14 protein-coding genes are annotated in these 13613 nt (G+C 50.0%); 12 read left to right on the top strand and 2 right to left on the bottom strand.

The window, feature by feature from the left end; translation table 11 throughout:
- The first annotated feature begins 516 nt into the window (after positions 1-516).
- On the top strand, positions 517-3165 hold the full coding sequence (locus FAY32_RS03160) for a cation-translocating P-type ATPase (protein ID WP_143462015.1): 2649 nt from the start codon (positions 517-519) through the stop codon (positions 3163-3165).
- 309 nt (positions 3166-3474) lie between these two features.
- On the opposite strand, the gene FAY32_RS03155 is transcribed toward FAY32_RS03160, so the two are convergent.
- Complete coding sequence (locus FAY32_RS03155; RefSeq protein ID WP_143462014.1) at positions 3475-4629, bottom strand: RNA-guided endonuclease TnpB family protein; 1155 nt, start codon at positions 4627-4629, stop codon at positions 3475-3477.
- A gap of 90 nt (positions 4630-4719) precedes the next feature.
- On the opposite strand from FAY32_RS03155, the gene tnpA reads away from it, so the two are divergent.
- The 9 genes from tnpA (at position 4720) to rplS (ending at position 10634) form a co-directional block, all read left to right on the top strand.
- Positions 4720-5142, top strand: coding sequence for an IS200/IS605 family transposase (tnpA, locus tag FAY32_RS03150; RefSeq protein ID WP_143462013.1), 423 nt, complete (start codon positions 4720-4722; stop codon positions 5140-5142).
- A gap of 114 nt (positions 5143-5256) precedes the next feature.
- On the top strand, positions 5257-6435 hold the full coding sequence (locus tag FAY32_RS03145; protein WP_143462012.1) for an ATP-binding protein: 1179 nt from the start codon (positions 5257-5259) through the stop codon (positions 6433-6435).
- A gap of 3 nt (positions 6436-6438) precedes the next feature.
- The gene (locus tag FAY32_RS03140; RefSeq protein ID WP_143462011.1) at positions 6439-7752 is read left to right on the top strand and encodes a vWA domain-containing protein; all 1314 of its coding nucleotides are present in this window, start codon (positions 6439-6441) and stop codon (positions 7750-7752) included.
- Entirely contained in the window at positions 7749-8039 is a 291-nt protein-coding gene (locus FAY32_RS03135; protein WP_143462010.1) for a hypothetical protein, read from the top strand. The genes FAY32_RS03140 and FAY32_RS03135 overlap by 4 nt, the downstream gene beginning before the upstream one ends.
- A gap of 87 nt (positions 8040-8126) precedes the next feature.
- Positions 8127-8402, top strand: coding sequence for a 30S ribosomal protein S16 (rpsP, locus tag FAY32_RS03130; RefSeq protein WP_020088982.1), 276 nt, complete (start codon positions 8127-8129; stop codon positions 8400-8402).
- A 9-nt stretch (positions 8403-8411) separates the two neighbouring features.
- Positions 8412-8672: a KH domain-containing protein gene (locus FAY32_RS03125; protein ID WP_125686938.1), complete on the top strand. Its 261-nt coding sequence runs from the start codon at positions 8412-8414 to the stop codon at positions 8670-8672.
- A 195-nt stretch (positions 8673-8867) separates the two neighbouring features.
- Positions 8868-9386, top strand: coding sequence for a ribosome maturation factor RimM (rimM, locus tag FAY32_RS03120; protein WP_143462009.1), 519 nt, complete (start codon positions 8868-8870; stop codon positions 9384-9386).
- On the top strand, positions 9386-10165 hold the full coding sequence (trmD, locus tag FAY32_RS03115; RefSeq protein ID WP_125686934.1) for a tRNA (guanosine(37)-N1)-methyltransferase TrmD: 780 nt from the start codon (positions 9386-9388) through the stop codon (positions 10163-10165). Before rimM ends, trmD begins: the two co-directional genes overlap by 1 nt.
- Positions 10166-10277: 112 nt before the next feature.
- Positions 10278-10634: a 50S ribosomal protein L19 gene (gene rplS, locus FAY32_RS03110; RefSeq protein WP_048736156.1), complete on the top strand. Its 357-nt coding sequence runs from the start codon at positions 10278-10280 to the stop codon at positions 10632-10634.
- A gap of 68 nt (positions 10635-10702) precedes the next feature.
- On the opposite strand, the gene FAY32_RS03105 is transcribed toward rplS, so the two are convergent.
- Positions 10703-11965 carry an MFS transporter gene (locus FAY32_RS03105; RefSeq protein WP_158727530.1) on the bottom strand — a complete coding sequence of 421 codons (1263 nt, stop codon included), beginning with the start codon at positions 11963-11965 and terminating at the stop codon, positions 10703-10705.
- Between the two features lie 244 nt (positions 11966-12209).
- On the opposite strand from FAY32_RS03105, the gene FAY32_RS03100 reads away from it, so the two are divergent.
- Together FAY32_RS03100 and FAY32_RS03095 are read left to right on the top strand one after the other, a co-directional pair.
- The gene (locus tag FAY32_RS03100) at positions 12210-12812 is read left to right on the top strand and encodes a DJ-1/PfpI family protein (RefSeq protein ID WP_143462007.1); all 603 of its coding nucleotides are present in this window, start codon (positions 12210-12212) and stop codon (positions 12810-12812) included.
- Between the two features lie 217 nt (positions 12813-13029).
- Entirely contained in the window at positions 13030-13527 is a 498-nt protein-coding gene (locus tag FAY32_RS03095) for a hypothetical protein (protein WP_143462006.1), read from the top strand.
- Positions 13528-13613: the final 86 nt, after the last annotated feature.

Raw genomic sequence — 13613 nt, 5'->3', positions numbered from 1 at the left:
CTGTTTCTGAACCTGTTTTTGTTTTGGGTGGATATTAACAGAGAAATGGCTGGGAATGATGGGGGTGAGTTGGTGGGAATTTTCACTTATAACTAAAGGTTGAAAGATAAAATTCAGGTCTCATCTCAGGGTGGGGAAGCATTCGTACCGTTAAATTAGGCGCACTCTGGCTGCCAGGAATTCCGCCTGCTGTGGAGACGCTTCAGCTGACATTGGGAAACACGGCTAAGAATTTCACACCATTGTTTCAATTACACCATGGATATTTTCATACCTTTTAGGTAGACGCAACCGAAAAACTCCGGTATACTACGACTTAAAGAACCAACCATAAGGGAGTAACTAGCAGATTAATCTGCGGTAATATCGTCAGCAAGAAGCCAATCCGGTATTGCCTTAAATAGTGAGACTTATGTGTGTCCACAAAATTTTTTGTGTGCATGCGTAGGTCTCATTTTCTTTTAGCCCCGGTTAAGGGAAAATGAGCTTACGAGTACACCTCAGGAGGAATGGCAAATGGCCAAAGTACCATTTTATCAGGAAACGGTTGAACAGCTGTATCAAAATTTACAGACTAGTGACCAAGGGTTAAGCTCACAAGTTGCCCAGCAACGGCTCGAGAAAAACGGCCACAACGCGTTGAACCAACAGAAGACGACGTCGCTACTGCAGAAATTTTTAGCGCAATTTAAGGATTTCATGATTATTGTGTTACTGGTGGCGGCCTTGATTGCCGGGCTAACCGGCGAAGTGGTCGATGCGGTCATCATCTTGTTGGTGGTGGTCTTAAATGCCATCTTCGGGGTGTTCCAGGAGGCCAAGGCCGAAGAAGCCATCAACGCCTTAAAGGAAATGTCAGCGCCTAACGCCACGATTCGCCGTGATGGTCAGGTGATGAGCGTGAAGAGTGACGAGTTGGTCGTGGGGGACATCGTCCTCTTGGAAGCCGGCGACATCATTCCCGCCGACCTGCGTTTGCTCGACGTTGCTTCCCTGAAGGTTGAGGAGTCCGCGCTGACTGGGGAATCCGTACCCGTGGAAAAAGCGGACACGGTCCTGACCGAAAATGATTTGGCTATCGGTGACCGGCACAACATGGCGTTCATGAACAGTAACGTCACCTATGGCCGCGCGACGGGGGTCGTTGTGGCAACGGGGATGCAGACGGAAGTGGGCCGGATCGCCGGCATGATTGAAGCCGCCGATGAGACCACGACGCCACTGCAGTCCAATTTGACCCAACTGGGAAAATCGTTAACCATTTTGATCCTGGTGATTGCCGCCATTGTCTTCGCGATGGGAATGTGGCGTCAGGCCGAGAGCCTGATCGACATGCTGTTAACGGCCATCTCGTTAGCCGTGGCCGCAATTCCGGAAGGCTTGCCCGCCATCGTCACGATTACCCTGGCGTTGGGGACGCAGCGGATGGCCAAGCGCCATGCCATCGTACGGAAGCTACCCGCTGTCGAAACCTTGGGGAGCACCGACATCATCGCTTCGGATAAGACCGGGACGCTGACACAAAACAAGATGACGGTTGAAAAGGTCTATGAGAACCTCGACCTTGCTGATGCGCACACGTTGAACTTTGATCGCAATGACCGCTTGGCCCAGGTCATGATTCTAAGTAATGACACTAAAATCACGACGGAGGGTCTCGCTGGGGACCCGACCGAGACAGCGCTGGTCCAGTATCAGTTGGACCGTGACTATCCGGTTGATCAGGTCTTGAAGGAAATGCCCCGGGTGGCCGAAATTCCCTTTGATTCCGAACGAAAATTAATGTCCACGGTTCATCCATTAGCTGACGGTCGCTTCTTGATTGCCGTCAAAGGTGCCCCGGACGAACTGCTCAAACGAGTGACCCGTTTAGCCAAGGCAGATGCGGTCGCACCACTGACTGCCAACGACCGGCAGACCATTTTGGCGACCAACCATGACTTGGCAACGCAAGCTTTGCGGGTACTTGCATTTGCTTACCGGATCGTCGATCAAGTGCCAACTGAGTTGACCAGTGAAAAAGTTGAAAATGAGTTGATTCTTGCCGGGATGGTCGGCATGATCGATCCCGAACGGCCGGAAGTTGCGCAAGCGGTGGCTGATGCCAAGTCCGCTGGGATTCGGCCAATGATGATCACGGGTGACCATCGTGATACGGCCGCCGCAATTGCTGCTCGGTTGGGGATCATTGAAAAGGGCGACACCGCCGCTGTGATTACCGGTGCCGAACTGGATGAAATGGACGATGCCACATTTGCCAAGCGGGTCGGGGATTACGCGGTCTATGCGCGGGTCGCACCGGAACATAAGGTGCGGATCGTCAATGCTTGGCAGAAACGCGGTAAGGTCGTTGCGATGACCGGGGATGGCGTCAATGATGCGCCCGCCCTAAAGGCCGCCGATATTGGTATCGGGATGGGAATCACCGGGACCGAAGTTTCCAAGGGAGCCAGTGATATGGTCCTGGCCGACGACAATTTCTCAACCATTGTGGTTGCCGTTGAAGAAGGACGGAAGGTCTTTGCCAACATTCAAAAGGCCATTCAGTATTTACTGTCCGCCAACTTAGGGGAAGTCTTGACCCTGTTCATGATGACCATGTTGGGGTGGCAAATTTTAGCACCGGTGCACATTCTGTGGATTAACCTGGTAACGGATACGCTGCCAGCAATTGCCTTAGGCGTTGAACCCATGGAACGAAACATCATGAAACAACCGCCGCGTGGACGGCAATCGAACTTTTTCTCTGGTGGCGTCTTCGGTGGCATCATTTACCAGGGCCTGCTAGAAGGGGGAATTACCCTGTTCGTTTACTGGTTAGCCTTGACGTACCCGGTACATGCCTCAGCCAGCTTAGTCCATGCCGATGCCTTGACCATGGCGTTCGCTACTTTAGGGTTGATTCAGTTGTTCCACGCCTTCAACTCGAAGTCGATTCACGGCTCAATCTTCACTGTCGGGTTGTTTAAGAATAAATTCTTTAACTGGGCAATCTTGATTGCCTTTGCCTTACTAGCGATGACCATCTTGGTGCCCGGTCTGAACAGCATGTTCCACGTTGCTCACCTGGATGCCTTCCAATGGGGGATCGTGTTGGCCGCCTCATTCATGATGATCGTTATCGTGGAAATCGTGAAGGTCTTCCAGCGCCGGTTGATGAAATAATGTTAAACCACAATGGTTTTGCTGGTTAAAATACACCGACCAAATAGTTAAGCGTCCACCTGGTGACTATCAGTTTTGATGGTTACCAGGTGGATCTTTGTATTTTAGAGACGTTGTGCGCTTGCTTTTAGATAAGGAAGCACACCATCATTGGCGGGCGATGGAATCCCTAATCGCCGCAGGTGAACTACTCGTCACTAAAGTAACGAGCTTCTAGGAACACCGCTGACTTACGTGATACTTACTGGGTATCACGTAGCGGTTACGGCTATCAACTAAGGACTGTTCCAGTCCAAGGCAGTTTGATATTTAAGTAGTCGCGGCCAAAATATTCTTAGCGGCGTTAACGTCCCTATCATGATTGGTTCCACAATTGGGGCAAGTCCATTTACGAATGGACAGTTCATGTTTGCCATCATCGTAACCGCAGTTTGCGCAAAGCTGACTGGTTTTCCAGGGATTTACAATCACTAGTCGCTTCCCATACCAGACACATTTGTAAGTTAGTTGACGACGAAGCTCACGCCAAGACTGGTTGGCAATGGACCGCGCAGGTTGATGATTTTTGAGAAGATTCTTGGTTTTCAAATCTTCAATTTTAATCACATCATATTGTTTGACGAGTTGGATTGTTAACTGATGCAGGTAATTATGGCGTTGGTTAGCGATTTTTTCGTTGTATTTTGCCACCATCAGTTTCGCTTTCTGATAATTTCTAAAATCGGTCAGTTCGCGGGGTTCGGGAACTTGATTGTGATGATCCCAGGCAATTTCTTTTTTCGCCTGACGTCGACGACGCGCTAACCGTTTTTCCCAGTAGTGTTTCTGCTTGGCAAGAAGCTTGTCAAAGCGAATTGTCGGTTGCTTTTGACCATCACTAGTGATCATCAAATCGGCTACACCTAAATCAATGCCCACCGTTTGACCAGTCTTAGCTAAGGGACTAGCTTCGGTTTCAACCAACAGTACCGCATAATATTTACCAGTTGCTGAAAGTTTGATGGTCGCATTTTTGAGCTGACCGGTAATCTCTCTCCCTGCTCTAAAGGGCATCAGGCCAACCTTAGGAATCCTGATAACACGTTCACTTTTGATGGCTAAGCTGGTCCCGGAAAATTTAACGTTGTAGCTTTGCTTAGGAAATTTACGCGACTTGAACTTAGGGAAACCAGCATTAGTTTCCTTAAAAAACTTTTGAAAAGCGGCCACCAGGTCATGACACGTCGATTGTAGACTGGTGCTTTCCGCTTCTTTTAGCCACGGATATTCTCGCTTTAACGCGGGTAACAAACTATTAAGGGCAAAGACGTTTAAGAACGGCGCCTGGGGATTGTTTTCATGACGATTACGCAGCATGTTTAGCATCTGGTTCCAAACAAATCGATTACAGCCAAAGTTAAGTTTAATCTTTAACTGTTGTGCTGAACTTGGGTAAATTCGTAGCTTAATGCCTTTCAGGACCATCCGCTCACCTTCTTTACAAAAAGTATATCACGGATGTTATGCTATACTATGTGTAATCACTTACAAAATAACTTATAAGAGGACATACATATGATTAAATATGAGCGTACTAATGTCTATGATTTTAACTTTCACTTGGTTTGGGTGACAAAGTACCGTAAACCGGTCTTTACGTCCCCTGAAAAGTGTTCGGCCTTGAAAAGCATTCTCGGTGAAATTGCCAAACGACACGCCATTGAAGTTTCTAGCTTAGAAGTTATGCCCGACCACGTGCACATGATTATTAGCTTCGCGCCTAAATACGCGCCTTCTTCAGTTGTAAAAGCCTTCAAAGGTGGTTCAGCCAAGCAATGGTTTAGGCAATTCCCTGAAACGAAACAGCAACTGTGGGGTGGTCACTTGTGGTCGCCCAGTTTCTTAATGAGCACCTTAGGTAATGTTTCAAAAGAAATTGTGACGCAGTACATTGATTCACAGTTAAACCAATACAATGGTGGTCGTCCAAGACGTTGATTCATCTCGGTATTGAAATACCGAGTTCTCTCAACTGACGCCACCTATAGAGTTTGAGTAACCCAATGTATGTTAAACTAATTCTAGACAAAATTCGGAAGGGATGTGACAGGTGTGGCATTAACGTATCAGGCGTGTTTACAAGCAACGCAGGTGGTCTTAGCGAGCGGTGCCGTGCCCACCATCGTGGGTGAGGCCGGTATCGGGAAGTCAGCCTTGGTGGCGGACCTAGCGCAGCAACGACACGCCAAACTCTTCACGACCGTGGTGAGTCTGGTGGAGAAGGGCGATTTAGTGATTCCCGTACCCCCACTGACCAGTGACTCGTTTGTCCAAACAGCGCGTTATGGGTCCCTGGCAGATGTGCAGTTTGGGTATTCACACACCTTAGTCGCCATGATTCGTTACGCCGAGGCTCATCCCCAACAGGAGATCATCTGGTTTCTAGATGAGTTTAACCGGGGGACACAGGCCGTCCAGAGTGAGTTGATGAACCTGGTCTTGCAGCGCCAGATCAATACGTTGACGCTACCCGAACAGGTCCATCTCATTTTAGCGGAGAACCCGGATGCGACCATGGCTGGCTTTGAACAGAGCCATTATGGCGTAACACCAGGGGATGCGGCCATTGCTGACCGGACGACCCGGCTGATTTTACGGGCCGACACAGCGACCTGGCTAGAATGGGCGACGACGCGGGTTAACGATAGACCGCGAATCGATCCGTTGGTGACGCAGTATCTGACGGACAACCCGGCTGACCTTCACGTGGTCGCCACGGCCAACGCTACGGACGATGACTTGCAGCCCACACCGCGGGCCTGGGAGCGTGTCTCCCGTGCGATTCGCGAGCTTGAGGTCCAACACCTCTTTAGTCAAACGGCGGTCGTCACGGCCATTATGCAAGGTAATTTAGGCATGACGGTGGGGACGGCCTTTGCTGGTTTTCTAATCGCGCAGCGTCCGGGATTGACCGTAGACCAGGCCTTTAGTGCCGAAGATGCAGTGAGCGTCTTTCAGCAGCTCGCGCCCGCTCAGCAGCAACGAATCCTCCTAAACTGCCTCGACGCGGGACAGACGTGGCCTTTAATGGTTGGCGGCAATGCTCAACGCTTCAGTGAACTGCTCACGAGCTGTGCGCCGGATGGTCAGTTTGCCATCGCCCAGCAGATGGCCGGGCAACAGCAACTTCTGGAAAATTTAGCAGCCGTCAAGGACCAACAACCCGGCGTCCAGCAACTTTATCGGTTGCTCACGACAATCGGGTTGCGGAGTAGTGAAATCGAGGTGTAGGCGATGGTGAGCTTAACACAGGACTTACAACGGTTACGCCAAGCCACGGCAATCGATCGTGATCGATTAGCTCAGGTGGCGTATCGCGATGCTGTGTTGTACCTGCTACAGCAAGACCCGTTCTACGGTCACGTGCTGAGTCAATTGGCCGTGACCATCCAAATGGGGTCTGCACCACTCAGCCTGAGTCCAACATCACAAGCGTGGCAATTACAGCTGAGCCCCAGCGCCTTGCAGCAAACCAGTTGGACCGGTTCCCAGTGGTTGGCGATGTTGCGGCACACGGTACTACACCTGCTGTGGCGTCATCCACAACGCTACGCTACCGCGGTACAGACCCCCGCACAGGCTGGCTTGGTTCGGTGGGCCACCGATGCGGCCGTCAATGATTATCTGATCGATTTACCGGCCGCTGCAATTACCAGTCAAAGATTAGCAGAGATGCTAGAAGAACCAGTTTTGCCGCAGCAGGATTCCGCGGTTTATTTGCAACAGCTTCGTCACTGGCAAGCACAAAAAAAGGTGACCCAGCAGCGATTAGCAACGGGCGGTCCCCAGGCGTTACCCCAAGTTCCCCAGCACGATGGTCACAGCGGCTGGCAGGGGGCGGACGATGCCGCGGCTGAGACGCGTGAACAATGGCGGGCGCAGCTCTTTATGACGGCTAGTCAGGCAATCTCGGCCAAACAACGGGGGACCTTACCTGGTCGCATTCAGGCGGCACTCACCCCCGTGGTGGCGGAACGGCCACTGGATTGGCGAGCCTTACTGAAACGGGGGTTGGGGCAGGTGCCGGCCGGCCGCCAACCCGCGTACGGCCGTTTTAACCGCCGCCAACCCACGCGCATGGACCTCCCCGGGGAAATTGTGCAGACCTGGCGTAAAATTGCCGTCTTTGTCGATGAGTCTGGGTCGATGGGCAATCGCGAGATCAGCTACCTCCTGGGACAAATGGCCTCGCTATTGGCCGTTTATCCGGCACAGGTGACCGTCTATCCCTTTGATACGGTCGTTGACCCAACACGGGCGTTCACCTTGGAGCGGCGACCACAGGCCCTTCAACGGACCGGTGGCGGTGGCACGCGATTTCAGGCGGTATTTGATGCCTTGCCGCGGTTACTTGCCGGGAGCACCAATCAACTAGTGGTCATCTTGACAGATGGATACGGTGAACAACAGCTCCGGCCAACACTGCCGGTGACGGTCTTGTGGCTCTTGACCAGTCCAAGCGATCAGTTTTCGGTCGTACGCGCCCCTGGGACCGTGGTCAGCTTGACGAGCGACCCACAGTGGCAGGCACTAAGGAGGCAATCATGAGTGATCTAACAGCAACTGAGTTACGCGATTTACTACAACAAACGCCGGCATATCGCAATGCCCGCGCCATTTTAAATGACGAGTGGGCCGCACGGGCCGAAGAAAACCCGTTGTTTCAAGCGCCAATGACGATTGCCGACCTGAAATTTGCGCGTGATCTACAAGCAGCTGGTGTTCAGCGAGGACCAGATTTTACTGATTACGCGATGGTTCAGCGGTGGATCGTCGCGAACCGAGCATCGCTAACGACCGACGATTTGGCCTGGTTACGCAAAGATTTTGATTAATTTGAGGGTGTAAAGAAAAAACCCTTTACATCATATCCAGAAACTGGTATATTATTACACGTTGAAAGAAATACAGGAGGTGTCTACATGTCAGTTAAGATTCGTTTAAAGCGGATGGGTTCTAAGAAGCGCCCATTCTACCGGATTGTGGTTGCCGACTCACGGAGTCCTCGTGATGGTCGTTTCATCGAACAAGTTGGAACGTACAATCCAGTTACCCAACCAGCTTCAATCACGTTGAAGGAAGAATCTATCATGAACTGGTTGAACAACGGTGCTCAACCTTCAGATACGGTTAAGACTTTACTCTCCAACGCTGGTATCATGAAGCAATACCATGAAGCTAAATACACTAAAAAGTAGTGATTAGCCATGACCGATTTTAAGGCATTAATTCTAGCAATTGTTAGCCCACTCGTTGAACATCCCGAATCCCTAGTGGTGACACCAGTCGAAACGGAACGCTTTTACGAATATCGGTTAGCCGTTCACCCGGACGATGTCGGCCGGGTCATCGGCAAACAAGGCCGCGTGGCGCAGGCAATCCGAACGATTGTCTACAGCGTTCGCGTTCAAGGCAATAAGCGGGTGCGTCTCATCATCGATGACCGCCCAACAAAGACTCTCGAGTGAGGCGGCAACGTTTCCTCGAGTTTTTTTGTTCCTAAAAATAAAATTATAAATGGTCGACTGGTCGCTCGGTAGTCACCCCAGTTTCGGGCCACAAGCTGGTGGTCGGTAAGGTGGAAGTGACGACCGAGTGGCCTAAATTTCAGACCGGCGCTAAGCGTCATCATAAATGAAACATTAAATAAGGAGGCATGTAACATGGCATATTATACGGTAGGAACTATCGTCAACACGCACGGGATCAAAGGTGAAGTCCGGGTCATCGCGACCACCGACTTTCCTGAAAGTCGATTTGCGGTCGGCTCAACGCTCTACGCCTTTCAAAAGGGCCAGACGACACCGGTGACGCTAACGGTAGCGACAATGCGGAAACACAAGAACTTTTATCTGCTGGGCTTTGAAGGCAAACCATCGATCAATGACGTCGAACTTTACAAGCAGAGTACGTTAAAGGTGACCGACAACGAATTGGAGACCGGGGACTTACAACCCGGTGAATACTACTATCACCAAATCGTGGGGTTGCAGGTCGTCACTGAAGAGGGCGAAGAGTTGGGTGAGATCAAGGAAATCTTGTCCCCCGGCGCTAATGATGTGTGGGTCGTTGACCGGCCAGGTAAGGACGACTTACTGTTGCCAAAGATTGACGATGTGGTCAAGAAGGTCGACTTGGATGCCGGTCAAGTCACGGTAGAATTAATGGAGGGACTCGAGTAATGCGCATCGATGTGTTAAGTTTATTTCCCGATATGTTCTCCGGCCCCATGCACGATTCCATCGTGGGTAAGGCGATTGAAAATGGTCATTTGACCATGCCCGTGACGAATTTTCGGGATTATTCGACCAATAAGCATGGGAACGTCGATGACTATCCCTTTGGTGGTGGCGCGGGAATGCTCCTGCAGCCCCAACCGATCTTCGATGCCTTGAAGGCGACCGAAGAACAAGCGGCGGCAGAAGGGTTGCCTAAGGGACGTGTAATCTTACTCGACCCTGCTGGCGTGACCTTTGACCAACACGTGGCTGAAGAATTCGCCCATGAGGAACATTTAACTTTCCTGTGCGGCCACTACGAGGGCTACGATGAGCGTATTCGGACGTTGGTGACCGATGAGGTGTCCTTAGGGGACTTTGTCCTGACGGGTGGCGAGTTAGCCTCAATGGTCATGATCGACGCCACGGTTCGGCTGTTGCCTGGGGTATTGGGCAACTCAGAGTCAGCACCCGGCGACTCATTCTCATCGGGACTCTTGGAATACCCACAATATACGCGACCAGCAGAGTTCCGGGGGATGAAGGTACCGGATGTCTTGATTAGCGGCAATCATGGAAAAATCGATGAATGGCGTGAAAAGGAAGCCCTGCGGCGGACCTATCAACGGCGACCAGACCTGATTGATCACAAAAAGTTAACGCAGCAGCAGAAGCACCTCTTGGCCGATGTTCGCATCGAAGAGGAGGAACGCCAGGCTGCTGAACAGGAGTCAAGAAAATAACCTTTACAGGCATTTCGAGATATGATACACTTACTTTTGGCTGTTTAGCCATAAAAACAATATTCCGCTGTCGAAACTGAGAATGAATGTTGGCGAAAGGATAGAATATATTATGCGCCAAAACAATTTAATTGCTAAGATCAACCAAGAACAATTACGGGACGATGTTCCAGACTTCCGTGCCGGAGACACTGTTCGGGTTCACGCCCGGATCGTCGAAGGTACCCGCGAACGTATCCAATTGTTCGAAGGTGTCGTAATCAAGCGTAAGGGTGCTGGCATCCAAGCAACTTACACGGTACGTAAGATCAGTAACGGTGTCGGTGTGGAACGGATCTTCCCATTACACTCCCCACGTGTTGCTAAGATTGACGTTATTCGTCAAGGTCGTGTACGTCGTGCTAAGCTCTACTACCTCCGTGAACTTAACGGTAAGGCAGCGCGGATCCCAGAACGCCGTCGCAACTAGTCACATTCAGAAAGGTCGGTCACTTCGGTGGTCGGCTTTTTTATTTGGTGTTTTTTAAGCCAGTCGATTCAAGCTGTGGGCCGCTGATGGCGGCGCTGGGCCAGCCAAGTTAAGAAGGAAATGACATCAAAGAGTAGCAGGTAGATCCAAGAAAATTTTAAGGAAAGCACGTTAGCTAAGGTGGCAAAAATCAACGCGCCTAAGGGGACCGTCAGTTGGACCACGGTGTAGAACGCACTAATGAGCGAACCAATGGATTGTTTGGGTAAGTCATTGATCATTTTGCCTTGGACCTGAGGATTCAGGATACCAAGCAGAACGCCGGAAATGACGACGATACCAATCAGGAAGACACGACTTTTTAGAAATAGGATATTTAAGGGCATGAGGCCGTATGTCAGGTAGATGAGGATGATGCCCTTAGAAATACTGAGGTGCCGCGTCAACCGTCCGGGGAGGAGTGATCCCAGAATGCCGCCGATTGATTCGACCATGCCAACTAAGGCCACCGTATAGCCATAATTACCAATTAACAACTGGGGTTGATGGGCGAAAGAAAGATTTAATAAGACGCCCTGACCAGCATCGACGAGGTTGATGGCCATGAAGACTTCGATATATTGGGTGAGGGTCGATTCGTGCTTAAGCTGGACAAAGTTGGCCTTGGACTGTTGAAAAAAGCGCTGAAAATGCGCTACTAGGCCCACCGTCTGGGGGATGTTGATGTGACTACTGGACAGTGTGGCAAAATGTTGACGAACGTGGAAGAGCAAAGCAAAGGCTAGGAAAAATGACACGGAATTGACGAGTGCAAAAAGACTGTAGTGATAGTGAAAGGCGGCGAGTAGGGCCGCACCGATGAGGCCACCAGTGATGGAGATTGTTGCGTTGATTCCGGACTCAAAGCCTTCTGCCTCGGCGATATCACCTGGTGCAACGATATCTTTAATGATAGCGATTGCGCCGTACGTATTGTAACTTGAGATGAGTTGAACGGACATGCTAAGCACCAAGATCAGAGCAAAGCCGCCCCAATTGGCTTGTCCGATCATTAGGAGACTGATCAGAACGTAGAAACTCCCTTGGACAATCCGGTTTCGGAGTTGTTGCCGAAAATGATTAGTCGTTTGGTCAGCCAAGTACCCCATCAGGATGTCCAAGAGAAGCGGTAAACTGCCCGCAACGGAGGCGACACTGATTGCCAGACTGGGGTGTGGCATATGCCGGGCATAGATGACGAAGACGATACTAAAGAGTGCGGAGCCAATGGCACTGACAATATTTGCCAGCATGAAGATTCGGTAGTGAAGGTTACGAAAGAAGACTTCCATTAATATGCGCTTCCTTAAGTGAGTGAGGCAGTTCATTGGGGGATGAATCAGCCGCTAATTGGTTAAGCCGTACTTGTCAATATGCTGACTATGCCGGGTGTGGCGATAGAAATCAAAAAATTGGACTGGTTTCAGTTCGTTTGGTCGGTGGTTAATCGAATGGCGATGAATTTTTAAAAAAATTAAAAAAAGATGACAAAATTAATATTCGATGATAAAATTGGATGCAAAAGGAGGCGCGGCGATGAAACAAGCCTTAGTCATGCTATATCCTGGTTTTTGTAACTTTGAAATTGCGGCCTTAACCGAAATTCTAGCTTTTGAGGCGGATTGGACGGTGACCACGGTGGGGGCTGAACGGCAGGCCTATCGGGGAGAAGATGGCTTAGCCGTTTTAGCACAGCAGGACTTTACCCAGGCTGATTTATTGGCTGCTGATCTGCTGATCCTGCCGGGAATCGATGACTATCACGTTCCACTAAGTGACCCCAGAAACGTGGCCTTTTTGGCGCAGCTTAACACCGCGGGCAAGCGGCCAGTCATTGCCGCCATGTCCAGCTCACCAATTCTATTAGCGCAGGCGGGACTCTTAGCCGCTACGAAGTTTACGGGTGGAATCTTTGAGGAAACGTATGAGAAAAATCCGTTTATTCCGAAGCAGAATTTGGTCCGTCAGCCAGTCGTTACGGATAACGGGATCATTTCGTCGAGTTTCCAGTTCTTTCGCGAGTTTGCAATTACCGCAGCCCGTGCCTGTGGGATCAAGGTTGGGGATCGTTTCTTGGAACCAGCCCGGACCGATCGGCCATACACGGCAGAAGAACTGACTTATCATTTTGAAGGGTAACCAGCGCAAAGGACTTACCAGCGATGCAAGACTGGTGAGTCCTTTTTTAATGAGGTTGGGGTTGAAAATTAATAGCGTAATTGACAAAAAACAAGCTGAATTTTTTATGACCTGGTGGGTCCAATGACAAATTGTGTCGTCCTAACTTTGTATAATGATGACTGGGGAGATCATCTCCCAAAAGAAATCAAGTTTAGGGTTAGGGGTTAATGATGAGATGAAGATCAAAAATGTATTTTTAGCGACTCTGGTAGCGGCAACTGTTGGTGGCATTGCGGTAACGTTGCCTACTGAACCGGCTGCGGCGGCCAAGTATACGGCACTGAAGACTTTTCCGAAAGCCTATCGGGGGACCTGGTATACCAAAGAATATAAATCCAGACTCAATATCACTGCCAAAAAGTGGAAAGAAACAGATTCAAGCATGACAATGGTACTTAACTTACATACAATAAAGGCAAAGACGGGGACAAGCTCCTGGATTTACGCTGAAAAGTCCTCTAATGGTGATCTTTTCTACACTTTTTGGCCTGAAAAGAAGCATCCCAAGTTAAGTGACTTTTATGGCAACAGCTTCCATTATCGGATTGTAAACAAAACCTACAAAGGCAAGAAAATCAAAGCCCTTAAGGCGTACGGTGAGAATGATTCGTTTGCGGTTTTCTCTTACCGCACGAAGCAGCAGTCGAAACATCTTGAAAGCTATCACGGCTAAACGTTAAATACAGACTAGAACCAATTAGACCTAACCGAACATACACCGGTTAGGTCTTTTTTAGATGAGTCGTAAAAATTAAAGCT

It is taken from the genome of Levilactobacillus enshiensis, assembly GCF_007115095.1.
Lineage (GTDB): Bacteria > Bacillota > Bacilli > Lactobacillales > Lactobacillaceae > Levilactobacillus > Levilactobacillus enshiensis.
The sequence above is the reverse complement of the archived record's forward strand: the minus strand, read 5'-3'. Positions and strand labels throughout refer to the sequence as shown.